Annotated in this window: 19 protein-coding genes and 3 tRNA genes; 14 read left to right on the top strand and 8 right to left on the bottom strand. The window is 69.0% G+C overall.

Features of this window, described 5'->3' with window-relative positions; all coding sequences use genetic code 11:
* Positions 1-95: 95 nt before the first annotated feature.
* From G495_RS0108340 to G495_RS0108325, 4 genes are all read right to left on the bottom strand, one after another.
* Positions 96-1823 carry a YcaO-like family protein gene (locus G495_RS0108340; protein ID WP_028587438.1) on the bottom strand — a complete coding sequence of 576 codons (1728 nt, stop codon included), beginning with the start codon at positions 1821-1823 and terminating at the stop codon, positions 96-98.
* Positions 1820-2563 carry a class I SAM-dependent methyltransferase gene (locus G495_RS0108335; RefSeq protein WP_028587437.1) on the bottom strand — a complete coding sequence of 248 codons (744 nt, stop codon included), beginning with the start codon at positions 2561-2563 and terminating at the stop codon, positions 1820-1822. Before G495_RS0108335 ends, G495_RS0108340 begins: the two co-directional genes overlap by 4 nt.
* 71 nt (positions 2564-2634) lie before the next feature.
* Positions 2635-2709 (bottom strand) — tRNA-Gly (locus tag G495_RS0108330).
* A 4-nt stretch (positions 2710-2713) separates the two neighbouring features.
* A tRNA-Cys gene (locus tag G495_RS0108325) sits at positions 2714-2788 on the bottom strand.
* A gap of 200 nt (positions 2789-2988) precedes the next feature.
* Here G495_RS0108325 and G495_RS0108320 point away from each other — a divergent pair.
* On the top strand, positions 2989-3975 hold the full coding sequence (locus G495_RS0108320) for a hypothetical protein (RefSeq protein ID WP_156939644.1): 987 nt from the start codon (positions 2989-2991) through the stop codon (positions 3973-3975).
* Between the two features lie 26 nt (positions 3976-4001).
* Positions 4002-5006 (top strand): GIY-YIG nuclease family protein, encoded by a 1005-nt coding sequence (locus G495_RS21710; protein WP_156939643.1) that lies wholly within the window; start codon positions 4002-4004, stop codon positions 5004-5006.
* Positions 5007-5274: 268 nt separating this feature from the next.
* Here the strand turns inward: G495_RS21710 and G495_RS0108315 are convergent.
* Together G495_RS0108315 and G495_RS20345 are read right to left on the bottom strand one after the other, a co-directional pair.
* A tRNA-Gly gene (locus G495_RS0108315) sits at positions 5275-5349 on the bottom strand.
* A gap of 52 nt (positions 5350-5401) precedes the next feature.
* Complete coding sequence (locus tag G495_RS20345; RefSeq protein ID WP_051445198.1) at positions 5402-6202, bottom strand: Rossmann-like domain-containing protein; 801 nt, start codon at positions 6200-6202, stop codon at positions 5402-5404.
* Between the two features lie 169 nt (positions 6203-6371).
* Here G495_RS20345 and dksA point away from each other — a divergent pair, with 169 nt between their 5' ends.
* From dksA to G495_RS20340, 9 genes are all read left to right on the top strand, one after another.
* A complete protein-coding gene (gene dksA / locus G495_RS0108305; RefSeq protein ID WP_028587435.1) occupies positions 6372-6734 on the top strand; it encodes an RNA polymerase-binding protein DksA in 363 nt (120 codons plus the stop codon).
* Positions 6735-6743: 9 nt separating this feature from the next.
* The gene (locus G495_RS22810; RefSeq protein WP_028587434.1) at positions 6744-8309 is read left to right on the top strand and encodes an NFACT RNA binding domain-containing protein; all 1566 of its coding nucleotides are present in this window, start codon (positions 6744-6746) and stop codon (positions 8307-8309) included.
* Positions 8310-8464: 155 nt separating this feature from the next.
* Positions 8465-9448 carry a PhoH family protein gene (locus G495_RS0108295; RefSeq protein ID WP_028587433.1) on the top strand — a complete coding sequence of 328 codons (984 nt, stop codon included), beginning with the start codon at positions 8465-8467 and terminating at the stop codon, positions 9446-9448.
* A complete protein-coding gene (locus G495_RS18300) occupies positions 9411-11837 on the top strand; it encodes an HD family phosphohydrolase (protein ID WP_084458035.1) in 2427 nt (808 codons plus the stop codon). The genes G495_RS0108295 and G495_RS18300 overlap by 38 nt, the downstream gene beginning before the upstream one ends.
* Entirely contained in the window at positions 11834-12265 is a 432-nt protein-coding gene (gene ybeY / locus G495_RS0108285; RefSeq protein WP_051445197.1) for an rRNA maturation RNase YbeY, read from the top strand. Before G495_RS18300 ends, ybeY begins: the two co-directional genes overlap by 4 nt.
* A 489-nt stretch (positions 12266-12754) precedes the next feature.
* Entirely contained in the window at positions 12755-13660 is a 906-nt protein-coding gene (gene argF / locus G495_RS0108280) for an ornithine carbamoyltransferase (RefSeq protein ID WP_028587431.1), read from the top strand.
* Positions 13661-13679: 19 nt separating this feature from the next.
* Entirely contained in the window at positions 13680-14879 is a 1200-nt protein-coding gene (locus G495_RS0108275) for an argininosuccinate synthase (protein WP_028587430.1), read from the top strand.
* Between the two features lie 2 nt (positions 14880-14881).
* Positions 14882-16276 carry an argininosuccinate lyase gene (gene argH, locus G495_RS0108270; protein ID WP_028587429.1) on the top strand — a complete coding sequence of 465 codons (1395 nt, stop codon included), beginning with the start codon at positions 14882-14884 and terminating at the stop codon, positions 16274-16276.
* Positions 16277-16550: 274 nt separating this feature from the next.
* Positions 16551-17246: an outer membrane protein gene (locus tag G495_RS20340; protein ID WP_051445196.1), complete on the top strand. Its 696-nt coding sequence runs from the start codon at positions 16551-16553 to the stop codon at positions 17244-17246.
* A 79-nt stretch (positions 17247-17325) separates the two neighbouring features.
* On the opposite strand, the gene infA is transcribed toward G495_RS20340, so the two are convergent.
* The gene (gene infA, locus G495_RS0108260) at positions 17326-17544 is read right to left on the bottom strand and encodes a translation initiation factor IF-1 (protein ID WP_028587428.1); all 219 of its coding nucleotides are present in this window, start codon (positions 17542-17544) and stop codon (positions 17326-17328) included.
* 226 nt (positions 17545-17770) lie between these two features.
* Positions 17771-19411: an FmdE family protein gene (locus tag G495_RS0108255; RefSeq protein ID WP_028587427.1), complete on the bottom strand. Its 1641-nt coding sequence runs from the start codon at positions 19409-19411 to the stop codon at positions 17771-17773.
* A 246-nt stretch (positions 19412-19657) separates the two neighbouring features.
* On the opposite strand from G495_RS0108255, the gene G495_RS0108250 reads away from it, so the two are divergent.
* From G495_RS0108250 to G495_RS0108240, 3 genes are all read left to right on the top strand, one after another.
* Complete coding sequence (locus tag G495_RS0108250) at positions 19658-22129, top strand: glycogen/starch/alpha-glucan phosphorylase (RefSeq protein WP_051445195.1); 2472 nt, start codon at positions 19658-19660, stop codon at positions 22127-22129.
* Positions 22130-22370: 241 nt separating this feature from the next.
* Positions 22371-22892 carry a TRAP transporter small permease subunit gene (locus tag G495_RS0108245; protein WP_028587425.1) on the top strand — a complete coding sequence of 174 codons (522 nt, stop codon included), beginning with the start codon at positions 22371-22373 and terminating at the stop codon, positions 22890-22892.
* Between the two features lies 1 nt (position 22893).
* Entirely contained in the window at positions 22894-24225 is a 1332-nt protein-coding gene (locus tag G495_RS0108240) for a TRAP transporter large permease (RefSeq protein WP_028587424.1), read from the top strand.
* Positions 24226-24258 lie beyond the last annotated feature (33 nt).

Genomic DNA, 24258 nt, shown 5'->3' with positions numbered 1-24258 from the left:
GGGATACTAAATACTGCGGGGCTTTTTTGTCAATGGGTTCCGTCGGAAAAAGCCGGGCCCTGGCGGGCGGTGCGATTGCCAGGGCTTCCGGCGGGTTAGGCACCCAGGATCTCCTCGAGATGGGTGCGTGCGAAGTCCAGGGACGGGTCCAGTTCCAGGGCGCTGCCCAGGCAGTGTATGGCTTCCTGGCGCTGGCCCAGGAATTTCAGGCACAGGCCCAGGTTGGCCAGGTCCATGGCCGAGCCGCTGTCCAGGTTCAGGGCGGCGCGGAAGTCCTGGGCGGCGCCCTCGAAGTCCTTGGCCTTGAAGCGGGCCACCCCGCGCAGGTTGAAGTACTCCTTGACCTCGGGGCACAGGGCCACGGCCCGGTCCAGATGCGGCAGGGCGTCCACGAAGCCGCCGCCGCGCGTCAGGGCGTAGGCCTGGTAGAAGGCGGCCAGGGCGCGGTCCTCGTCGTTGTCCTGCAGGGGTTCGGCCCGGGCGAAGAGCGGGGCGGCGGCCTCGGCGTCCCCGCCGCGCAGGGTCAGCAGGGCGCGGTGCAGGGGCAGGAAATGCGCCCCGGGGTAGATGCGCTCCAGGGCGTCCAGCCCGGCGGCGGCCTCGGCGTGGGGCGCCTCTTCGGCCAGCACGCGGCCCACGAACATGCCCAGGCTGGCGCGCGGGGTCCGCTCGCGGAACTGGAAGCCCGGCACGAAGTTGTAATGCGCGGGCTGGCCCAGCTCGGCGCAGGTCGTGGGCACGCTGTAGAGCGTGAACCCCAGGCAGTCCAGCCCCCGGGTCAGGGCCTTGAGTTCGCGCAGGATGTCGCGCTCGGCCACCGAGGGCAGGCTGGACAGGGGCACCAGCGGCCCGCGGGTCAGCCAGGCGAACTGCCCGGGCTCGGTGTACTTGGGCAGGCCCGAGGCCTCGTAGTTGGCGCCGGTCTCGAAGTCCCCGGCGAGCTGGGCGATTTCCGTCAGGGCCCGGATGGCCGCCTTTTCCGGCGAGGAGGCCGTCCCGGCGGTGTAGACGATTTCGCTCGTGGCCGGGAAGGTCGCGGGGTCGTAGGCCAGGGCCGCCACGGTGGGCACGGGCATGCCCAGGGTCATGTCCTTGAGCCACAGGCGGATGCCGTTGGCCGTGAAGCGCTCGACGAGCCCGGCCAGCACGGGGTCCGTGCACGAGGCCGGGTCGATGGTCGGCATTTCGGGCCGGGCGCGGTCGGTCACGGCGCACACATGGCGTTCCACCAGCTCCGCCGCGCCTTGGAAGATGGATTCCTCGGGGGTGTTTCCGGCGCTTGAGCCGTTGAATTCGTTGAGTTTCTTGAACAGGTCCAGGGGCACGTACTCTTCGCGCCCGGCGCTGATGTTCGTCGCCGGGAAGAAGGCCCAGCGGTGCAGGTCGAGCACGCGGATGGCGTCGGCCTCGTCCAGGTCGTCGCCCGTGGCGCGCAGCACCTCGGCCAGGGGCATGACCCGCCCCGGCCACAGGGCCTGGGCCTCGGACCAGGTGGCCTGGGTGAAGCCCTCGCGCCGGTCCCAGAAGGTGAAGTAGCTGAAGCGCTCGGCCAGCTCCATCAGCGCCGAAGCCTCGGCCTGGATGGGCGAGGCGCCCTTGCCCATCTGCTTGCGCGTGGGCATGACCCGGCGCGCCCCGGCCCCGGTGACGGACAAGAACACCGGGATGCCCAGGCGCCCGGTGTCGATGCGCCGGGTCTCGGCCAGGATGGCGTCGCCGTGGCGGCCCAGGGCTTCGCGCACGCGCGCCACCGTGACCTCCGGGGCCACGGCCTTGTCCTGGTCCTTGTCGTAGGTCTTCTCGCAATGGGTCAGCGTGATCATCGGGGCACCACCTTGCGGGGCACGAGGCGCACGATGTCGCACAGGTGGCGCTCGGGGTCGCCGTCGCCGTCCGTCGCCTTGCAGCCCACGGTCTTGTTGCTCATGGTGAAGTCTTCCTCGGCCAGCTTGAAGAAGCGCATGGCCCGGCGCTCGTAGCTGCGGGCCAGCAGGGCCTGGGCCCCCGGGCGGGGGTGCAGGTGGGCGGCGAGGAACTTGACCAGCCCCCGGTGCAGCGCCTCGATGTAGAGCACCTCGGCGCCGACGATGATGTCGAAGCGCCGCCCCAGGCGGTCCGCGGAAAAGTCGGCCCGCTGCACCCGGGTGCGGTCGGCCAGCCCGTTATGCAGCACGTTGATGCGCGCGAACACCAGGGCGTCGTGGTTGATGTCGGTGATGGTGACGCGCAACCCGGCAGCGGCGGCGAACAGCCCGCACACGCCCACCCCGGCCCCGATCTCCAGCAGCTCGGCGTCGGGCGGGGCGGGCAGCGAGGCCGCCAGGTGCGCCAGGACCATGGACGCGGGCCAGACCTTGGCCCAGAAGGGCAGCTCCACGCCCTGGCCGGGGGCTGCGGCCTCGGCGATGCGCTCCACGTACTCGGTCATGTTGGTGATCTGCAGGACCTCCAGGGTCCTGCCCGCCGCGCTCACCGGTTCGAAGGCCACCTGGAAGCGCCGTCCGGCGTAGTCCAGCAGTTCGTCCAGGGGCGCGTCCAGGGAGATGGGCTCAGTGGTCTGCACGGTGCCTCCGTTTCCGGGCCGGGCCCGGGCCAAAAAAAACGCCGGCTCGCGCCGGCGTCGTCCTGGTCATGTGGAGCGGGAGACGAGATTTGAACTCGCGACTTCAACCTTGGCAAGGTTGCACTCTACCACTGAGTTACTCCCGCATCGTGGAGGCGGCATCCGGATTTGAACCGGAGAATGGAGGTTTTGCAGACCTCTGCCTTACCACTTGGCTATGCCGCCCCGTGCCGAGGAATTGAGCCTATAGTCCAGAGAGTTGGCGCTGTCAACGGACAATATCCCCCCTGTCGCCGGAACCCCTCGGTGCGAAAACGGACCGTATCCGTTCGGTGCCCCGCGCGCAAGAGTTTCGTGGGGCGCGGGTGCACTTTTTGGGCGGCGGGCGCGCCGCGAACCCCGGTTCTTGGCAGGGCGGGGGCGCCATGCTACAGGCGGCTTCGCGCAAGGCAGCGCCCGGAAGGCCGGGCGGTCGCCTGCGCCTCGTCAACCGATTCTCGCCCGCTGCGGGAATGCTGCGGGCCAAGGGGCAGAGGATGCCGGAGATCAATCGGGAACCGACGCTGCAAGGCAGTGCGCTGCCCTGGCTGTTTGGTTGCCTTTTTGTGCTGATTGCCGTGGGCGGCCTTGGGTATGTCCTGCTGGATGGGGATCGGTATGTCCAGGCAGCAAGAATGACTCAAGCCAGGGCGGCAGAACAGGCTACTTACCTGGAGAAGGACTTCTTCAAGACATTTGACAGTCCGATACTCGCAAAGGCCAGGGATTCCCAAACCGGTTCCTGCCAGGAGACGAGCAGCTACTACAGGGCATTGATACACGAGAGTTCTGTCAGGGCTTTTGCCGTGGAATACAGGGACAAGATTTCCGTCATGTATTCAATGGTGGAGGATTTCTTGGCTGGCAAGGGGCCCAGGCCGCTCCTGAAATGTGACAGCCGCGCCTACTTCCTGCGCAACATTCTCTTCAACATTAGCATTGAATCCCGCATTGTGCATGGATTGTGTTTGAATAATGACGGGAGATTCATCGGGCACACATTCCTCGAAGTTCTGGACAAGGACAGCAATTCCTGGGTGGTGCATGATCCGTACTTCAACATGAGCTACGTCGATAAAAAGACGGGCCGTTTGGCCGGGCTCATGGATTTGTGCCGGTTCGACATCGACGACTTCGCGCCAACGGCTGACAGCCCGGACGCCATCTTCCATGAAAAGAAGGATTACTTTTCCAGGATATATACGATTGTCATTTACGATAACCGCGAACTGGGGACGCAGAGCGTCGTCGTTTTCAACACAAGGAAGCTGGGCATTACGACAATGGCGGAGTTTTTCCAGGCGGAGCGGTTCTCCGCCCTGCGCGAGTATATTGAAAAAATATGGTATGATTATGTATGGATAGATGTCTAGGGGCATTAGGAGTGGGGGCTGATATAATGGACTTGGAGACTATTTACAGCGTGTTAGCCTCATGGGGCTTCTCGGCCTTCACTCAGGTCGAGAACGCTTGGTCCGTCGGCCAGTTATTCCCAGGCAAAGACCGTTGCGGGTTGTATATCCTTGGATTTGCTGACGGTGAGTTTTATGTCGGTGAAAGCAGCGACATCCCCAAACGTTTTTCGCAGCACAGAAAGAAGTACGACGACATCGTGTATTTCTCCTATGTGCTGGAAGCACAGGAGCGGCGGCGCCCCCTCGAAGAGGAGATCATCCATACGCTCGAAGCGCAGGGATTTGTGCTTCGCAACATTGAACACTCCAGCATCCCCCAGGGGGCATCCGATCTGGACCTGGTGGTGGAGCCTGCGCGGCGGAAAGCATGGATCGCTGGACAGGGCTTGCAACAAGAGAAATGCGAGCGCCCCGTCAACCAATCGCTGTATAGCAGTTACAAAGATATTTACAGAAGATTCATGGGGTTTCCGGTTGCCGCAGACACTCTCCATTTTTTGCGATATTATCTGGATGCAACCGTGCTCGATTGGCGAAAGACAGAGATGTCCTTCTGGGGTGGCAGCTGTCTATCCCCTGCAGGATACAAGAGCATCAAGTACAAACTCCCTACCATTGCAAGGGTCAATATATATAGGCAGGAAGTCCTGACTGTTGCACAGGACATGGTGTTCAACGGCGATAATATTCCGTTGGCCATTTCATTCCATGCTGCGTCCTCTCCGATCGATGCACTACCAAAAGAATTAGGCGATCAAGTCGCAGGCCACTCCGGAGTAAAGCTATGGGGGCACAAGTATAAAAGTGGCGGACATGATCAGACCGCGTTCATTGCTGCTGGCTTCGAGGCTGCTTTAGGGCTACTTGAGGACGATCAAATCAGGAAGGGCCTCAGGGTCCTCAACACTCGGCTGATGATGAAGGGGCCGTGCCTTTGGAAGGGGAATCACTGCTTGCCGCTTGTTGAAGGTGTTGCGGATGTGTCGTAGTTTTTTCAGAGTGGGAGACGGAGGGAGAGAATTGAGGTTCGCCATCTTTGCCTTAGTTGTACAGAGATAGTATTCACCTGACACTGCCGCCCCCGGCCCGGGGTTGTGCCGTTCAGGCCCCGGCCCTGGCGCGGCCCGTCGTGGGGGAGGGCCGCAGGCACCCGCCCGGGCTGGCCTTGCTGCCCTCATGCTTTTGCCAACGGTCCGCCCGGGTTGGGCGCACCAAAAAAAGACGCCGCCCGGAGGGGGCGGCGCAGTGGGTGCCTTGTGGAGCGGGAGACGAGATTTGAACTCGCGACTTCAACCTTGGCAAGGTTGCACTCTACCACTGAGTTACTCCCGCTCAGGGGTGCGTCGTGAAGCGAGAGACCTTCTATCCGCGTCGGCTGCCCCTGTCAACTCGAAAGGCCAAAAAAATTCTCCCGGGCCAGGACCACGGCGTCCATGCCCTCCAGGCGGCGCATGGGCAGGCTGCGGGCCACGCCGTCCAGCACGGCGCGCGGGTCGCGGGCCACGGCCCCGGCCAGGGCGTCGATGCCCAGGCCCAGCAGGGCCGGGGCCAGGGGGGCGCTTGGGCCCAGCAGCACCACCCGCGCCCCGGGGCGGCACAGGGCGAGCAGCCCGCCCAGGGTGCCGTTGTGCAGGGTGGTGCCGGTGATGGCCACCACGTCCGCCCCGGGCAGCACCTCGGCGGCGCGCGCCGCAGGCAGGTCGCCCGGGCGCGGGGCCAGCTCCAGCACGGCAAGGGCCGCGAAGGCCCCGCCCAGGCGCTCCACGAAGGGGAAATGGCCGACCACCACCACGCGGGCCCCCCGGCCCAGGGCCAGGAGCAGGTCCTGGCCCTTGCCCGGCGTGGCGCCAGGGGGCACGGGCAGCAGGGCGTTCACGGCGGCCAGCCCGAGGGACGCGGCCCCCGGCGTCAGCGGTGGGGGCGTCGCCAGCCAGGCCGCCAGGGCGTGGGCCGACTCCGGAACCCGGGGCGCCCCGGCGCCGGGGTCGGCGTCGATGCGCGAGGCCACGCCCGCCCGGGGCGCGCCGGGGCCGCCCAGCTCCACGCCAGCCATGGCCGCGCCCAGGGCCGCGCGCAGCACGGGCCGGTCGGGCTCGGCCAGGGCCGCGTCCAGCACGGCGCGCAGCAGCGCGGCCTGGGTCGCGGCGCCCTGGTCCCGCCGCCGGATTGCCGTATCCTCGTCCATGCGCCCTCCCGTGGCCTTCGCCGGAATGGCCCGGCTCCCGGGCCGTAACCGCCGAGCCTGCCACGCTAATACGCAGGGGTTTACTTTTCAAGAGAAGATGAAGTAAGAAGACCCCTTCCCCGACAGCATGCACGCCGCCTCTGGCAGGCACCCACCCGGAGGATCCGCCATGGACGCAAAGGATATCGAATTCTTCCGCAAGTACCTGAATCAGATGCTCGATGAGATCCTGCGCAAGGGCGAGGAAACCATCGAGGATATGGTCGAGTCGCCCGAGGTCTACGCCGATCCCGCCGACCGCGCCACCGCCGAGTCCGACCGCTCCTTCACGCTGCGCCTGCGCGACCGCGAGCGCAAGCTGATCAAGAAGATCCAGCAGACCCTGCACCGCATCGACGACGGTTCCTTCGGCATCTGCGAGGAGTGCGGCGAGGACATCTCGGTGGAACGCCTCAAGGCCCGCCCGGTGACCACGCTGTGCATCAACTGCAAGAGCCGTCAGGAGGAGGAGGAGCAGGTGCGCGGCGAGTAGGCCGCCCGTATGGAAGCCAACCTGTTCCGCTGTCTCGCCGCCGCCCTGGGCCCCACGCTCGTGGGCCGGCGCCTCGAGAAGCTCCACAGCCCCGCCCCCGGCGTCTGGACCCTGACCCTCCAGGCCGCCGGGGGCGCGCCGTATGTGCTGCTGCGCACGGGCGGCGCCGCAGGGCTGCTGCTGGCCTGCACCCACAAGCCCGAGAACCCCGCCGAGCCCTCGGCGCGCTGCATGTGGCTGCGCAAGCGCCTCACGGGCCGCCGCCTGACGGCCTGGACCATGGACTGGCCCGCGCGGCTGCTGGCCCTGGAGCTGTCGCCCGGGCCGGGGCGCTGGCTGGTCCTCGGGCCGGGGGGCGAGCCGGACCTGGCCGACGTGCTGCCCCCGGGCTTCGGCGTCGAACCCTCCTGGCCGGACGCCGCCCAGGTGCGCGACGACCGCGAGGTCTGGCGTGCCCACCCGCAGATCACCCGCGACCTGCGCCGCCTGCTGGCGGCCTCGCCCCCGGGGCGCGACCAGGCCGTGCTGGACGCCGTGCGCCGGGGCGGCTGCGCGCGGTTTTTTGCCTACCTGCCCCAGGCGGACGACGCGGCGGGCGGGGGCGGCGCGGCTGGTGCGGCGCGGCCCCGGCTGCTGGCCTGGCGCCTGCCCCCACAGCTGCGCGCGGGGCTGGCGGAGCACGGGTTCGACGACGTGCTCGACGCCGCCGGGTTCTTCGGGCAGGCGACGCTGTTCCCGCACCTCACGGCCCTGGCCGAGGCCGCCGCGCACAAGCGCCAGGACGCGGCCCTGGCCCGCGCGCGCCGCGCCCTGGGCGCCCTGGAGGCCGACCGCGCGCGCCTGGAGGGTCTGGTGGCCCGCGGCGCCGAGGCCGAGGCCCTGCGCGCGGTGCTCTACCAATTTGACAAGCACGACAAACGCCCTTATCTGGACGCCCCCCAGGCCGACGGCGGCACCCGGCGCATCGCCCTGGACCGGCGGCTGACCCTGCTGGAGAACATGGAGCGCCTGTTCCGGCTGGCGGCCAAGGGGCGGCGGGGGCTGGAATTTCTGACCGGGCGCGAGGGGCAATTGCGCGCGGAGCTGGCCGCAGCAGAGCGCGGGGAGCTGCCCCCGGAGCGCAGGGGCGGCGACGACGCCCCCCGCAAGGCCGAGCGCCACGCCGTGCGCCGCCCCGCCGGGGCCGTGCCGGGGGTGGCGCGTTTTCGCACCAGCGACGGCTTCGTGGTCCTGCGCGGCAAGAGCGCGCGGGCCAACCACGACCTGCGCAAGCTGGCCAGCCCCTTCGACCTGTGGTTCCACGCGGCCCACGGGCCCGGGGCGCACGTCATCCTGCGCCGCGAGTTTCCCGACCAGCCCGTGCCCGAGACGAGCCTGGCCGAGGCCGCCGGGCTGGCGGCCCTGCGCAGCCATGCCGCCGGAGCCCGGGCCGAGGTGCTCTGCGCCCAGGTGCGCCATGTGCGCGCCGTTTCCGGCGGCGGGCCGGGCAAGGTCACGGTGGACCGCCTGGAGCGGACCCTGGCCGTGGACCCCGACCCGGACCTGGAGGCGCGGCTGGCCGAGGACGGGCCGTGAGCCCGCCCCTGGCCCGCAAGGGCGGCTCCAGGCAAGGCCCGGCCCGCAAGGGCAAAACGACAATCCATACGCCCGGCGCGGGTTGCGGCCCCATGGACGCCGCCCGGCACAAGGCGTATGCACAAGGGGCCCGCAAGGGCCAAACCGGGGGTTGCATGGCCAAGGCATCCTGCCACGAACGGTCCCTGGAATTCGAGGACTGCGATCTGGCGCGCGAGCTGTTCGGCGCCCAGGAGGCGAACCTGGCCGCCGTGGCCAGGGGCTGCGGCGTGGGCGTGTCCTCGCGGGGCAACCGCGTGCATCTGCACGGCACCGAAGACGGCGTGAACCGCGCCGCCAACCTGCTGGTGCAGCTCTACGCCCAGGTCAAGGCCGGGCGGCCCGTGTTTCCGCGCGATGTGGACCTGGCCCTGGGCGTGCTCGAGCGCGAGCCCTCGGCGCAGCTCGGCGAGGTCTTCAGCTCCGAGGTCTTCGCGGCCTCGCCCAAGCGCCGCGTGAGCCCCAAGACCCTGGGCCAGCGCGACTACATGCAGGCCATTCGCGAGAACGACCTGACCTTCGGCATCGGCCCGGCAGGCACGGGCAAGACCTACCTCGCCGTGGCCCTGGCCGTGTCGTGCCTGCTGGGGCGCGAGGTCAAGCGCATCGTGCTCACCCGCCCGGCGGTGGAGGCCGGGGAGAAGCTCGGCTTTCTGCCCGGCGACATGGTGGAGAAGGTCAACCCCTACCTGCGCCCGCTCTACGACGCCCTGCACGACATGCTGGACTTCGCCAAGGTCCAGGAGATGCTGGAGACCGGGGTCATCGAGATCGCGCCCCTGGCCTTCATGCGCGGGCGCACGCTTAACGACGCCTTCATCATCCTCGACGAGGCCCAGAACACCACCCCCGAGCAGATGAAAATGTTCCTCACGCGCCTGGGCTTCGGCTCGCGCGCCGTGGTCACCGGCGACGTGACCCAGATCGACCTGCCCGGCAAGTCCGCGTCGGGTCTGGTCCAGGCCGCCAAGGCCCTGGCCGGGGTTGAGGGCATCGCCTTCATCACCTTCGGCGAGAAAGATGTCATTCGCCATCCCCTGGTGGGAAGGATAGTCCAGGCCTATGAACGTTTCGAAGAAGCCGACCCGAAAAAAGCCTAGCGCCCAGCGCACCGCCCGGGACGAACGCGCCCGGGCCAGGGACACGCGGACCCTGGGGGTGGCGCTGTTCCTGCTCGTCCTGCTGGGGTTGTCGGCCCTGGCCGGAGTGCGCATGGAGTCGGGCCCCCCGGCCTACACCGCCGGGGACATCGCCGACACCGACGTGATCGCCCGGCGCGATTTCCTCATCGAGGACATGGCGGCCACCCTGGCCAAGCGCCGCCGTGCCGCCGAGGCCCAGCCCCCGGTGTTCGACCTGTCCCGCGACGCCCTGCGCTCCATTGACGCCGCCGTACACGACGTGTTCGGCACCCTGGACGCGGCGACCCCCGAGGCCATGGAGGACGTGCGCTGGCAGATCGCCGAGGACCTCAACGCCGAGATCGGCAAGGCCACCCTGGCCCTGTGGCAGCGCGAGGACTTCCAGAACCTGGTGCTGGCCCGGGTGCTGCCGTGGGTCGGCGAGGCCCTGGCCCGGGGCGTGGTGGAGGACGCCAGCGAGCTGTCACGCCACGAGCACGGGATCATCCTGCGCGACATGGCCGCCGGGGAGGAGACCATGGTCGCGGACCCCGAGGCGACCATGGACATCACCCGGCTGCGCGCGGCCCTGGCGGCCTTCCTCAAGGACGAGCTGAAGAAGCCGCTGACCGTGCGCAAGGCCGTGTGGACGCTGCTGGCCCCGCTGCTGGAGCCGAGCCTGACCCTGGACCGCGAGGAGACCCGCGCCCGGGCCGACCGGGCCATGGCCGCCGTGCAGCCCGTGTATTTTCACGTCCGCCAGGGCGAGATCCTGGTGCGCCACGGCGAGGCCGTGACCCTGGAGCAGCAGATCAAGCTCCAGGCCATGGCCGCCGAGTCGCCGCGCGGCGTCACCGTGCTGCCCGCCGCGGGCATCTTCGCCCTGGCGGCGCTCATGGGCCTGGGGCTGCTTTTGTGCCGCCGGGCGGGGCTGTGCCCGGCCCTGCAGGGGCGCGACTACGTGCTGTTGTCCGTGCTGGCGGTGGTCTTCTGCGCGGGGGCGAAGTTCCTGGCGCTCATCGGCGGGCCGCTGACCCTGGGCTCGCCGGTGCTGACCAAGGAGATCATCCCCTACAGCCTGCCCCTGGCCGGGGCCTCGGGCGTGGCGGCCATGTTCTTCCCGCTGGTGACCTGCTTCTTCGTGACCCTGCTGCTGGCGTTCTTCTGCGCGCAGATCCTGGGCGGCGGGCTGACGCTGTTCTCCTTCTTCTTCGCCACCGGACTGCTCTACGCCTTCGTCATCAAGCAGGCCGAAAGCCGCAAGGAGCTGCTGGCCTCGGTGCTGCCGCTGCTGGCGGGCCTGTCCCTGGCCTGGGTGGGCGCCAATTTTCTGGACTACCAGGGCCTGGCGCACGCCCTGGCGGGCGGGGCCTACGTGCTGGCCGGGGGCTTCGTGTCCCTGGTGCTGCTGCTGGCCCTGTCGCCCATGGCCGAATACCTGCTGGGCTACGTCTCGCGCTTCCGGCTCATGGAGCTCATGAGCCTGGAGCAGCCGCTGCTCCAGGAGCTGATGGTCAGCGCGCCGGGCTCGTATCACCACTCGCTGGTGCTGTCGAACATGGTCGAGGCCGGGGCGCGGGCCATCGGGGCCAACCCGCTGCTGGCGCGGGTGGCGGCGCTGTACCACGACGTGGGCAAGGTCACCAAGCCCCAGTATTTCGTGGAGAACCAGATGGGCGGCGAGAACCGCCACGACAAGCTGGCCCCGTCCATGAGCGCGCTGATTCTCACCAGCCACGTCAAGCAGGGCGTGGAGCTGGCGCGCACGCACAAGCTCGGCGCGGAGATCGAGGATCTCATCCGCCAGCACCACGGCACCATGCTCATCTCCTTCTTCTACCACAAGGCCTGCGAGCAGGCCGAGGCGCGCGGCGAGGCCCCGCCCCGGGAGGACGAGTTCCGCTACCCGGGCCCCAAGCCGCAAACCAAGGAGGCCGGGCTGCTGCTTCTGGCCGATGCCATCGAGGCCTCCAGCCGGACCCTGGTGGAGCCCACGCCCAGCCGCATCAAGGGCCACATCGAGAAGCTCATCAAGAAGATCTTCTCCGACGGCCAGCTCGACGAATCGGCCCTGACGCTCAAGGATCTGCACGAGCTTTCGGAAGTCTTCTTGCGCATCCTCACGGGCATCTTCCACCAGCGCATCGAGTACCCGGGCGGGGACAACCCGCAGTTGCGCGAGGACGCCCGGGCGCGCACGGAATACCGGCCCGAGTCCGCCTTCGTGGACGCGCCGCCGCCCGAGGCCTGCCCCGAGCCGCGCAGCGGCCACAAGCCCGAGCAGGACCCCACGGGCCAGAGCTGCCCCGCCGATGCCCGCGACGCAGGCACCGTGCTCAAGTTCACCAAGCGCCGGGGGGCCAAATGAGCGTGACGGTGCTCGCCGGCCCGGGGCTGGCCCCCGGGGCTGTGCCGCGCCGCGAGGCCGCCGCCCTGGCCGCGCGCGTGCTGGCGGCCCTGGGTCTGCCCGGGGCCGATGTGGAACTGCTGCTGGTGGACGACCGGCGCATGGCCGGGCTGCACCGCGAGTTCATGGGCCGCCCGGGGCCGACCAACGTCCTGTCCTTCCCCGAGGCCGGGGCCGCTCCCGGCGCCTGCCCCCGCGGCTCCCTGGGCCAGGTGGCCCTGTCGGTGGACACGCTGCTGCGCGAAGCCGACCTCTACGGCCAGCCCGTGGACGCCCACCTGGTGCGCCTGCTGGCCCACGCCTTCCTGCACCTCGCGGGCCACGACCACGGCCCGGAAATGGACGCCCTGACCCAGCAGGCCGTGCAGGCCTTGGCCCCGGCGCGCTGAGGGCGCGCAAGCCGCCGGAGGCGGGGCGCGTTGCTGGCGGGGGCAGGGGGCAGGGCCTTTTCTTGAGAAGAAAAGGCCCTGCCCCTTTCCGTCGCATCTTTATCCTCGTTTTTCCGAGGATTTTTCCTTCGGGGCGGGAACTGACGCGGGACAGGGGCCCCGGGGTGCGCCTGCCAAGGGGTTCCGGGCAGGGTGGTTTGGGTCGCGCCTGCCAGGGAGCTTCTTTTCTGGCGCTCCGTGCCGCGACAGGCCGGATGGCGACGGGCCGCCCGGCCCGCCACGGCGCGCGAGGAGCGGATGCGCGCGGACTGTCGTGCGAGTGCCGGGATGGCCGGGCGCTGGTTCCGGCGGAAGGAGCCTGGTGAACCCGCCGGCTCCGGCGCCCCGGCCCCGGCCCCGGCGCAGGGGTTTACAAACGGTTGGGGCTGGGGTTAACTGATCGTTTCCTTCGCTGCCGCAGAGGCAAGCACCGAAGAGAGAGGACGACCCATGCCCAAGCATTTTTTGAGCATCCTGGACCTGGACGCAACCACGGCCTGGGCGCTGGTGCGCCGGGCCGACGAGATGAAGCGCACGCGCCACCGGGGCGACATCCTGCGCGGCGAGACGGTGATCCTGATTTTCGAGAAGGCCTCCACGCGCACGCGGGTCAGCTTCGAGGTCGGGGTGCGCCAGCTGGGCGGCGATTCGCTGCTGATGACGCCCGCCGAATCGCAACTCGGGCGCAGCGAACCCCTGGCGGACACCGCGCGGGTGCTCTCGCGCTACGCCCGGGGGCTGGTGGTGCGCACCTTCGGCCAGAACAAGCTGGAGGAGCTGGCGCGCCACGCGAGCATCCCGGTCATCAACGCCCTGTCGGACCTCTACCACCCCTGTCAGGTGATGAGCGACATGCTGACCATGTACGAGCGCACGCCGGACCTGGCGTCGCTGTGCGTGGCCTGGGTCGGCGACGGCAACAACATGGCCCATTCGTTCCTCAACGCGGCGGCCCTGTTCGGCTTCGAGCTGCGCCTGGCCTGCCCCGAGGGCTACGACCCCGACCCGGCGGTGCTGGCGGCGGCGCGGGCGCGCGGGGCGCGGGCGACGCTGCTGCGCGACCCGCGCGAGGCCTGCGAGGGCGCGCACTACATCAACACCGACGTGTGGGCCTCCATGGGTCAGGAGCAGGAGCAGAAGCGCCGCGAGCGGGCCTTTGCGGGCTATCAGGTGGACGCCGGGCTGCTCTCGGTGGCCGACCCGCAGGCCTGGGTCATGCACTGCCTGCCCGCCCACCGGGGCGAAGAGGTCAGCGCCGAGGTCCTCGACGGCCCGCGCTCCATCATTTTCGATCAGGCCGAGAACCGTCTGCACATGCAGAAGGCGATCATGGAATGGATTTTCACCGCCGAATAGGGCGAGACGAGGGTTGACCATGAGGGATATCAAGAAGGTCGTGCTGGCCTATTCCGGCGGGCTGGACACGTCGGTGATCCTGGCCTGGCTGAAGAACACCTACCACTGCGAGGTGGTCACGCTCACGGCGGACCTGGGCCAGGGCGAGGAGCTGGACGGCATCGAGGCCAAGGCCCTGCGCACGGGCGCCACCAAGGCCTACGTGGAGGACCTCCAGGAGGAGTTCGCCCGCGACTTCATCTTCCCGATGATGCGCGCGGCGGCGGTGTACGAGGGGCGCTACCTGCTGGGCACCTCCATCGCGCGCCCGCTCATCGCCAAGCGGCTGGTGGACATCGCCCACGCCGAGAACTGCCAAGCCATCGCCCACGGCGCCACGGGCAAGGGCAACGACCAGGTGCGCTTCGAGCTGGCCGCCGCCGCCCTGGACCCCAAGCTGGTGACCATCGCCCCGTGGCGCGAGTGGGACCTGACCTCGCGCTCGGACTGCCTGGCCTACGCGGCGGCCAACGGCATCGACATGCCCATGTCCCACGCCAAGCCCTACAGCTGTGACCGCAACCTGATGCATTGCAGCTTCGAGGGCGGCGAGCTGGAAGACCCGTGGAACGCCCCGGGCGAGTTGTCCTACACCATGAGCGTGCCCGTGGAGCAGGCCCCGGACAAGGCCGAGGAGCTGACCATCGACTTCGAGCAGGGCAACCCCGTGGCCGTGAACGGCCAGGCCCTGAGCCCGGCGGCGCTGATGCACCGCCTGAACGAGCTGGGCGGGCGCCACGGCGTGGGCCGGGTGGACATGGTGGAGAACCGCTTCGTGGGCATGAAGGCGCGCGGGGTGTACGAGACCCCGGGCGGGACCATCCTGTTCACCGCGCGGCGCGACCTGGAAGGCATCACCATGGACCGCGAGGCCATGCACCTGCGCGATTCGCTGGCCGTGCGCTACTCCGAGATGGTCTACAACGGCTTCTGGTTCGCCCCCGAGCGCGAGGCGCTCCAGGCCCTGGTGGACCAGACCCAGCAGCGCGTCACGGGCACGGTGCGCGTGAAGCTCTACAAGGGCAACGTGCTGCCCACGGGCCGCAAGTCGCCGTATTCGCTCTACAGCCACGACCTGGCGACCTTCGAGACCGACCAGGTCTACAACCAGGCCGACGCCGCCGGGTTCATCACCCTGCAGGGCCTGCGCCTGCGCGGCTTCGCCACCAGGAGCAAATAGCCATGGCCGACGGCAAGCTGTGGGGCGGGCGGTTCGCCGAGGGCACCGCCGCCAGCGTGGAAGCCTACACCGAGTCGCAGAGCTTCGACCGTGCGCTGGCCGAGGTGGACGTGCGCGGCTCGCAGGCCCACGCGCGGATGCTGGCCCGCCAGGGCGTGCTCACCGCCGACGAGGCCGAGGCCATCGTGGCCGGGCTGGAGCAGGTGCTGGGCGAGATCGCGCGCGGGGAATTCGTCTGGCGCCGCGAGCGCGAAGACGTGCACATGAACGTCGAGGCGCGGCTGACGGAGCTCATCGGCCCGCTGGGCGGCAAGCTGCACACCGGGCGCAGCCGCAACGACCAGGTGGCCCTGGACTTCCGCCTGCACGTCCGCGCGCGCCTGGCACACTGGCGCGCTCTGGCGGCGCGGCTGGTGGCCGTGCTGGCCGAGCGGGCCCAGGAGCACCGCGAGACGCTTCTGCCCGGCTGCACGCACTTCCAGCCCGCGCAGCCCGTGTCCCTGGCGCAGCATCTGCTGGCCTACGCCCAGATGTTCATGCGCGACCACGCCCGCGCCGGGGACTGCCTGGGCCGGGCCGACGTGTGCCCCCTGGGCGCGGCGGCCCTGGCGGGCACGACCTACCCCCTGGACCCCCGGGCCGTGGCCGACGAGCTGGGCATGGCCGGGGTGTTCGCCAACAGCATGGACGCCGTGAGCGACCGCGATTTCGTCATCGAGGCGGTGTTCACGGCCTCGCTGTGCATGGCGCACCTGTCGCGGCTGTGCGAGGAGCTGATCATCTGGGCCAACCCGCGCTTCGGGTTCGTGACCCTGCCCGACGCCTACAGCACGGGCTCGTCCATCATGCCCCAGAAGAAAAACCCCGACGTGTGCGAGCTCATGCGCGGCAAGACCGGGCGGGTCTACGGCGCGCTGACGGCGCTGCTGACCCTGGTCAAGGGCCTGCCCCTGACCTACAACCGCGACATGCAGGAGGACAAGGAGCCGTTCTTCGACGCCGACCGCACGGTGAGCGCCTCTCTGGCCATCATGGCCGACATGCTGGCGGCCATGCGCTTCAACCCCGGGCCCATGCGCGAGGCGCTGTCCCAGGGCTTCCTGAACGCCACGGAGCTGGCGGACTACCTCGTGGGCAAGGGCCTGCCCTTCCGCGAGGCGCACCACGTCACGGGCGCCTGCGTGGGCTACGCCGAGGCCAAGGGTCTCCGCCTGGAGGACATGAGCCTCGCGGAGTTGCAGGGCTTCTCGCCGCTCATCGGCCAGGACGCCTTCGAGGCCCTGCGCTACGAGACGGCGGTGGCCCGGCGCCAGGCCAGCGGCGGCATCGGCCCCGGGCCCGTGGCCCGGCAGATCGACGACGTGCGCGCCTGGCTTGCGCAGGCGGGGGCGGAGTAAGGCGGGGCTTTTTCCCCCACGATGGACCAGGACGGCCCGGAGCGCTTGCCCCGGGCCGTTTTTTGGGCTACGGTCCGGCCATCCCCTGCACAGAAGCGCCCCGGTGGCGCGCCCGGCCCTGGCCGGAGCGCGGGCTCGGTCGCATCCCGAAAGCGGCGGATGCCGGCTCTTTCCCCGGCGCCCGGCTGGACTGCGCGTCCAGGCGCGCCGCGCCCCGCTGGTTGCGAAAGCGTTTCGCAATCCTCAACGCCTTGCGAAAAACCAGGAGGCCATCGTGAAGAAAGCCCTGCTCATCCTCTGCGCCCTTGCCCTGGGGCTGCCCCTGGCGGGCCCGGCCCGGGCCGACATGTCGGCGGTCTACGGCGCGCTCCGCCTGGGGCCGTCCCTGAGCGCCCTGAGTTCCATCACCGCCCATTCCCAGATCGGCGGCGACGTGAGCAACCAGTACGACAGCCGCAAGACCGACACGGTCTTCGCCGGGGCCGTGGCCCTGGGCTACCGGCTGGACATGCCCGTGCGCGCGGAGATCGAATACACCCATCGCTCCCGGATGGACTTCGACAAGAAGCCGACGAACAACAACCTCCACGACGTGGACCTCAAGGCCCGGGCCAGCACGCTGCTGCTCAACGGCTACTTCGACTTCTACAACGACAGCCAGTTCACGCCCTATGTGCTGGGCGGGATGGGCATGGCCTTCCACCGCACCACCAACGATGTGCGCAGCAGGGGCATCGCCCAGGACTACGAGGGTGATACCAAGGACTATTCGCGCTTCGCCTGGGCCCTGGGCGCGGGCTGCGGGTTCCACGCCTCCCAACGCCTGACCCTCGACGTGCTGTACCGCTACGTGGACCTGGGCAAGGCCAAATGGTCCAACACCCGCGTGGACGGGCTGGACCGGGGCAGCCTCAAGGGCGACCTCGCCAGCCACGAGATATTCTTCGGGCTGCGCTACGACCTGTTCTAGGGCGCGCAGGCGCGCGCCACGCCAAAAAGGGCGGCTCCCCGCATGGGGGGCCGCCCTTTCGCGCCGCGGAAATATATGGCTAGCGGGGGCGGTAGGTGATGCGCCCGCGGGTCAGGTCGTAGGGCGAGAGCTCCACGGTGACCTTGTCACCGGGCAGCACGCGGATGCGGAACTTGCGCATCTTGCCCGAGATGTGGGCCAGAACCTCGTGGCCGTTTTCCAGCATCACGCGGAACGTGGCGTTGGGCAGGGCTTCCTCGACGGTGCCCTGTACTTCAATGGCGTCTTCCTTCGGCATGGGGCCTCCAATTGCGGTGTGCGAAACACCCGCTCCGGACGGTGAGGGCCGGACGCGGGTGCATGTCTTTATAACTTGAACGCATGGTCCGTCAAGTCCGGAAGGGATTTGGCGCGCGCCGCAGCGTCCCGGGCCTGGCTGCGCTATGCGCCTGCGGCCCGGGGCGCTACTGCGTGTTGTATCGGCGCTGCATGAGGGCGGCGGGCGCTCCGCCGCCCCCGCCCGGCTACTTGCCGAAGGGGCACTTGGGGAAGGTGCAGTTCCTGCATTGCAGGCAGAAGCCGCCCTCGCCCAGGCGGGCCAGATCGCCGCGCGTCAGGCGCTTGCCCGCCAAAAGGCGCGGCAGCAGCAGGTCGAAGCCCGTGGTCTTGAAGAACAGCGCGCAGGCCGGGACGCCCAGCACCTGCGCCTGGCCGATGTGCCCCACCAGGGTCATGGTGCCGGGCAGCACCGGCATGCCGTAGAGGGCGTCCTCCAGCCCGCAGTCCTCCAGGGCCGGGCGGGTCACATCGTCGGGGTCCACGCTCATGCCCGCCGTGGTCACGATGAGGTCCGCGCCCAGGGCCAGCAGTTCGCGCACGTGCCCGGCGATGGCCTCGCGGTCGTCGGGGGCGATGCGGCTGGCGATGACCTCGCTGCCCAGGGCCTCGATCTTGTTGGTCACGATGGGCACGAACTTGTCCTCGATGAGCCCCTTGAAGACCTCGGTGCCCGTGACCAGCACGCCCGCGCGCGCCTTGCGCAGCGGCAAGACGGACAAAAGCGGCCCCGGGCCCAGGGCGGCCAGGGCGCGGCTGTAGCTCTCGCGCGAGATGTACAGCGGGATGGCCCGGGTGCCCGCCAGCTCCTTGCCCTCTTCCACGAGCATCCCGGCTTTGCGCGTGGCGCACATCACGTCCGGGGCCATGTTGAAGCGGGTCAGGGTGTCCAGGTCGATGTCCAGCAGGCCGGTGAACTCGGCGCGGAAGTTGACCTTGCCCTCCTTGGCGGGCAGCGAATAGGCCACGCCCGGCCCGGCCATGCGCTTGGCGAAGGCCTCCACGGCCTCGTTTTCGTGGACCCATTCGTCCCCGGGGTGCTCGCCTTCGACGTAGACGCGAAAGCGCCCCATCTGTTGCAGGCGGCACACGTCGCCCGCCGAAAGCTCCTGCCCGGCGTGGAAGGCGGCGTCCTTGGTCTGGCCGGGGATGATCTGGGTCATGTCGTGCAGGGCGCGGCCCCCCACGGCCTGCTCCACGGGCACGGCGGCCAGCGCGGGCCCGGCGGCGCGCGCCGGGGCGGGCGCGTCCTCGGGGCGGCCCTGGGCCGCGTAGGGCGACTCGCCCTGGCAGGCGCGGCAGATGGCGCCGTCCGCCCCCGGGAAGGCCTCGCGGCACACGGGGCAGACCAGGATGGCGCTCATGTGCCCGTGGCCCAGGTACTTGGGCGCCACGGTCACCGGGGCCACGGAGCAGATGTCCGGCCCGGCGGCCTCGATTTCGGCGAAGAGGCGCTCGGTGTCCTGCTCGCGCTTGGGCTTGAGCTTCATGAACCAGTTCCTGATTTCCGGCCAGGCGTCGAGTTTGGCCGGGTCCACCGCCACGCGCCAGCCCTGGCCGGTGTGCTTGTCGTAGAGCGACACGGCGTAGCGGCCCAGGTTCTCGACCTTCATCCAGTTGTTGCCGGTGGAGCACAGGGTCAGCAGCTGTACGGCGTCGGGCAGGCATTTGCCGCTTTCCACCAGCGCCTCGAACAGCGTGCCCTCGGGCAGGCGGCGCTTGGCCTCCTCGACCATGTAGCCGCCGATGAGCAGGCCCGGGGCCGGGTAGCCGTGGAACTTGCGGGCGATTTCCTTGAATTCCTCGAAAGTATATTGGCCGACGTTCATGGGCCCTCCGTGCGGGTGTTGGCGGTGTGGTGAGCCGGAAAATTGACGGATGATGCCCCAAAATGGAGCAGGAGGGAAGGGCAATATGGACTGCGTGCAGTTTGGCACAATGGCGTGGGGCCAGGGCGCAGGAGCGCTGTGGGCCGCCGGGCGAATCGGGCTTGACGAAACCCCCCCGACCTGTGACTTTCGCTGGAGTAGTCCCCCGCAAACCGCTGCGTCGCGCCGTGCGCACGAGGTATCGCCATGCCCGAGAAAAAGAATTCCCGCCCCCGCCTCGAACGCTTCCAGAACGTGGACACCCTGGCCCGGGACATCGAGCGGCACATCGTCTCCAGCCTGGGCAACGACCCCGTGGCCAAGAACAAATACCGCTATTTCCAGGGCCTGGCCTACAGCGTGCGCGACCGGCTCATCGCCCTGTGGATCGAGACCCAGCGCTCCTACTACGACGCCATGGTCAAGCGCGTGTACTACCTGTCCATGGAATTTCTGCCCGGGCGGTTCTTGATGAACTACCTGGTCAACATGCAGATGGACGAGGCCACGCGCCCGGTGGTGGAGGGGCTGGGCTTCTCGCTGGAGGAGCTGGAGGAGGAGGAGTGGGATGCGGGCCTGGGCAACGGCGGCCTGGGGCGGCTGGCCTCGTGCTACATGGACTCCATGGCCACCCTGCGCATCCCGGCCTACGGCTACGGCATCATGTACGACTACGGCATCTTCCACCAGACCATCGTCGGCGGCTGGCAGGAGGAGCACTGCGACAACTGGCGCCGCCACGGCAGCCCGTGGGAGATCGTGCGCCGCGAGAACCTGTTCGACGTGCATTTCTATGGCCGCACCGAAACCTACGAGGACGCGCGCGGCCTGGCGCGCCGCCGCTGGGTGGACACCCAGAAGGTCCGGGCCATGCCCTGCGATATCCTCATCCCCGGCTACGGCGGCGAACACGTGAGCAACATGCGCCTGTGGTCCGCCCAGTCCAGCGAGGACTTCGACCTCACGGACTTCAACCGCGGCGACTACATGGGCGCCATGGAGAGCAAGGTCGTCAGCGAGAACATCACCAAGGTTCTCTACCCCAACGACAAGGTGGAGCAGGGCCGCGAGCTGCGCCTCAAGCAGCAGTATTTCATGGTCGCCGCCACTTTCCAGGACATCATGCGCCGCCACATGAAGCTGCATGGCTCCATGGCCAGCTTCCCGGACTACGTGGCCGTACAGCTCAACGACACCCACCCGGCCATCGCCATCCCCGAGCTGATGCGCCTGCTGCTCGACGAGCACGCCCTGGGCTGGGAGGAGGCCTGGGACATCTGCACCCGCACTTTTGCCTACACCAACCATACCGTGCTGCCCGAGGCCCTGGAAACCTGGCCGGTGGAGCTGCTGGGCCGCCTGCTGCCCCGGCACATGGAGATCATCTTCGAGATCAACCGCCGCTTCCTGGACGAGGTGGCCGCACACTACCCCGGCGACGGCGAACGCCTGGCGCGCATGTCGCTCATCGGCGAGGGCCACACGCGCACCGTGCGCATGGCCAACCTGGCCATCGTCGGCAGCCACACGGTCAACGGCGTGGCCGCGCTGCACTCGGAAATCCTCAAGAGCGGCCTGTTCAACGACTTCCACAGCCACTGGCCGGACAAGCTGACCAACGTGACCAACGGCGTCACGCCCCGGCGCTGGATACTCCAGGCCAACCCGCCTCTGTCGGCGCTGATCACCGACGCCATCGGCCCGGGCTGGGTCACGGACCTGGAGCGGCTGCGCGAGCTGGTGCCCCTGGCCGAGGACGCCGCGTTCCGCGAGCGCTGGGCGCGGGCCAAGCTGGACAACAAGAAGCGCTTCGCGCGCTACGTGCTGCGCAAGGTCAACATGGGCGTGAACCCCAAGACCATGTTCGACGTGCAGGTCAAGCGGATGCACGAGTACAAGCGTCAGCTGCTCAACGTCATGCACGTCGTGGCGCAGTACAACCGCATCCGCGAGGACCCCGGGGCGCATTACACCCCGCGCACGGTGTTCTTCGGCGGCAAGGCCGCCCCCGGCTACCAGCAGGCCAAGCTCATCATCCGGCTCATCAACGCCGTGGCCGACACCGTGAACTCCGACCCGGCCATGCAGGGGCTGTTGCGCGTGGCGTTCTTGCCCAACTACTGCATTTCCCAGGCCGAGAAGATCATCCCCGCCGCCGACCTCTCGGAGCAGATCTCCACGGCGGGCATGGAGGCCTCGGGCACGGGCAACATGAAGTTCGCCATGAACGGCGCCCTGACCATCGGCACCCTGGACGGCGCCAACGTGGAGATCATGGAGGAGGTCGGCGCGCAGAACATCTTCATCTTCGGGCTGTCGGCCCACGAGGTGGAGACCATGCGCCGGGGCGGCTACAACCCCCGCGAATACTACGACCGCGACCCCGAGCTGCGCCGCGTGCTGGACATGATCGGCACCGGGGCCTTTCTGCCCGGCAACCCGCACCTGTTCCGCCCGCTGGTGGACTCGCTTTTGGAGCACGGCGACTGGTACATGCTGCTGGCGGATTTCCGCGACTATGTGGACACCCAGCGCCGGGTGGACCGGCTCTTCGACGACCCCGAGGCCTGGACGCGCAAGTCCATCCTCAACGCGGCCAACATGGGCAAGTTCTCCAGCGACCGCTCGGTGCGCGAGTACGCCGAGCGCATCTGGAACTCGCCGCCCCTGGGCCGCTAGGTGTAAAGTTGCAAGACGCTGTCCACCTTCCGCCCCAACCGGGAGATGGGGGCCTGTCCTGTAACGCAGCGTGATTCCTGTCGCCCGGGGCTCCGCGCCCTGGGCCCGCCCGCGCCCGCTGCCGCCGGACTCCCGGGGCCCGGGCGGGCGCTTTTTCCGTTGCGGTCCCGGGGCGGGGCTGGTAATCGATTGGGCTTTCCCGCGCCGCGTGCGCGCCCATTGCCCGACAAGGATCCTGCCCATGCTCGACGCCCTTCTCCGGGCCATCGACAAGACCACCCAGGCCGCAGGCGGCGCGGCGAAGCTGCTCTCGCTGCTGCTGGTGCTGGTGGTCGCCGCCGACGTGGCCCTGCGCTACTTCTTCAGCTACAGCAACACCGCCCTGCGCGAGCTGGAATGGCACGCCTTTGCCGCCCTGTTCCTGCTGGGCGGGGCCTACACCCTGCTGCACGACGACCACGTGCGCGTGGACGTGTTCTACCAGCGTTTTTCCCGGCGCACCCGGGCGCTGATCAACGTGCTGGGCTGCCTGGTCTTCCTGTTCCCGGGCTGCTGGCTGGTCATCGAGACCTCCATACCCTTCGTGAAGTTCAGCCTGGCCATGCACGAGATCTCGCCGGACCCCGGCGGCCTGCCCGCGCGCTGGGTGCTCAAGGCGCTGATCCCCCTGGGCTTCGGGCTGCTGGCCTTGCAGGGCGTGGCGTTCTTGATGCGCAACCTGTTCGTGCTCACGGGGCGCACCGCGCCCCGGAAGGGGCGCTAGCATGGACCACGCGCTGGCCGGATGGCTCTTCGTCACCGCCACGGGGCTCTTGCTGCTGGGCTTTCCCGTGGCCTTCACGCTGCTGGGCACGTCCCTGATCTTCGGGGTGGCCGGGTTCGGGCTGGATTTCTTCAACCTGCTGCCCCTGCGCATCTGGGGCGTGATGAGCAACTTCACGCTCACTGCCGTGCCGCTGTTCATCTTCATGGGCATGGCCATGGAGCGCTCGGGCATCGCCACGCGGCTCATCGAGTCCATGGGCCTGCTCTTCGGGCGCGTGCGCGGGGGCATGGCCGTGTCGGTGGTCCTGGTGGGCGCGCTGCTTGGGGCCTCCACGGGCATCGTCGGCGCCACGGTGGTGACCATGGGCCTTCTGGCCCTGCCCGCCATGCTGCGCTGCGGCTACGCCCACCCCCTGGCCACAGGCACCATCGCCGCCTCGGGCACCCTGGGGCAGATCATCCCGCCGTCCATCGTGCTCATTTTGCTGGGCGACATCATCGGCGTGCCCGTGGGCGACCTGTTCGTCGGCGCGCTGGTGCCGGGGTTCATGATGGTCGGGCTGTACATCGTCTACATCCTGGCCTACGCGCGGCTGCACCCCGAGCGCGCGCCGTTGGTTTCGGGGCTCTCCGGCGGGGCGGACGCCTGCGCCGCGCCCCAGGCCGGGCCCGGGGCCGCGCAGCTCCTGGCGGCCTTCGGCCCGCCGCTGCTGCTCATCGTGGCCGTGCTGGGCACCATCTTCGCCGGGGTGGCCTCGCCCACCGAGGCCGCCGGGGTGGGCGCCGTGGGCGCCCTGGGGCTGGCGGCGGCCCACGGCCGCCTGACCCGCCGGATGCTGGCCGAGGTCATGGAGTCCACCACGCGGCTGACGAGCATGATCTTCATCATCCTGGTGGGCGCCACGGCCTTCGGGCTGGTGTTCCGCGGCCTGGGCGGCGACCACCTGGTGCGCGACTTCATCGCCGCGCTGCCCTTCGACAAGTGGGGCGTGCTGGCGGTGATCATGGCGCTCATCTTTGTCATGGGCTTTTTCCTGGATTTCATCGAGATCACCTTCATCCAGGTGCCGGTGGTGGCGCCGCTGCTCGTGGAGGCGGGGTTCGACCCCGTGTGGCTGGCGCTCATTTTCGCCGTGAACCTGCAAACCTCGTTTCTGACCCCGCCCTTCGGGTTCTCACTGTTCTACCTCAAGGGCGTGTGCCCGCCGGGGGTGTCCACGGGGGCCATCTACAAGGGCATCATCCCCTTCGTGCTCATCCAGCTCCTGGTGCTTGTGCTGTGCGTGGCCTTTCCGCAGCTGCTGCTGTGGCTGCCCGCCGCCATGCGCTGACCCCGGCCCGGCGCCGGGGCACCCGCGCCCAAC

The organism is Desulfocurvus vexinensis DSM 17965, assembly GCF_000519125.1.
GTDB lineage: Bacteria > Desulfobacterota > Desulfovibrionia > Desulfovibrionales > Desulfovibrionaceae > Desulfocurvus > Desulfocurvus vexinensis.
Note: the sequence above shows the minus strand (reverse complement) of the source record. Positions and strands in the feature narration are given on the sequence as shown.

Coding starts and splice junctions, on each gene's coding strand:
- G495_RS0108245 (WP_028587425.1), top strand. CDS start 22,371: ATGCTCGACGCCCTTCTCCGGGCCATCGACAAGACCACCCAGGCCGCA.
- argF (WP_028587431.1), top strand. CDS start 12,755: ATGCCCAAGCATTTTTTGAGCATCCTGGACCTGGACGCAACCACGGCC.
- G495_RS0108250 (WP_051445195.1), top strand. CDS start 19,658: ATGCCCGAGAAAAAGAATTCCCGCCCCCGCCTCGAACGCTTCCAGAAC.
- G495_RS20345 (WP_051445198.1), bottom strand. CDS start 6,202: ATGGACGAGGATACGGCAATCCGGCGGCGGGACCAGGGCGCCGCGACC.
- G495_RS0108240 (WP_028587424.1), top strand. CDS start 22,894: ATGGACCACGCGCTGGCCGGATGGCTCTTCGTCACCGCCACGGGGCTC.
- G495_RS0108255 (WP_028587427.1), bottom strand. CDS start 19,411: ATGAACGTCGGCCAATATACTTTCGAGGAATTCAAGGAAATCGCCCGC.
- argH (WP_028587429.1), top strand. CDS start 14,882: ATGGCCGACGGCAAGCTGTGGGGCGGGCGGTTCGCCGAGGGCACCGCC.
- G495_RS0108320 (WP_156939644.1), top strand. CDS start 2,989: ATGCTACAGGCGGCTTCGCGCAAGGCAGCGCCCGGAAGGCCGGGCGGT.
- G495_RS0108295 (WP_028587433.1), top strand. CDS start 8,465: ATGGCCAAGGCATCCTGCCACGAACGGTCCCTGGAATTCGAGGACTGC.
- dksA (WP_028587435.1), top strand. CDS start 6,372: ATGGACGCAAAGGATATCGAATTCTTCCGCAAGTACCTGAATCAGATG.
- infA (WP_028587428.1), bottom strand. CDS start 17,544: ATGCCGAAGGAAGACGCCATTGAAGTACAGGGCACCGTCGAGGAAGCC.
- G495_RS0108340 (WP_028587438.1), bottom strand. CDS start 1,823: ATGATCACGCTGACCCATTGCGAGAAGACCTACGACAAGGACCAGGAC.
- G495_RS18300 (WP_084458035.1), top strand. CDS start 9,411: ATGAACGTTTCGAAGAAGCCGACCCGAAAAAAGCCTAGCGCCCAGCGC.
- ybeY (WP_051445197.1), top strand. CDS start 11,834: ATGAGCGTGACGGTGCTCGCCGGCCCGGGGCTGGCCCCCGGGGCTGTG.
- G495_RS0108275 (WP_028587430.1), top strand. CDS start 13,680: ATGAGGGATATCAAGAAGGTCGTGCTGGCCTATTCCGGCGGGCTGGAC.
- G495_RS21710 (WP_156939643.1), top strand. CDS start 4,002: ATGGACTTGGAGACTATTTACAGCGTGTTAGCCTCATGGGGCTTCTCG.
- G495_RS22810 (WP_028587434.1), top strand. CDS start 6,744: ATGGAAGCCAACCTGTTCCGCTGTCTCGCCGCCGCCCTGGGCCCCACG.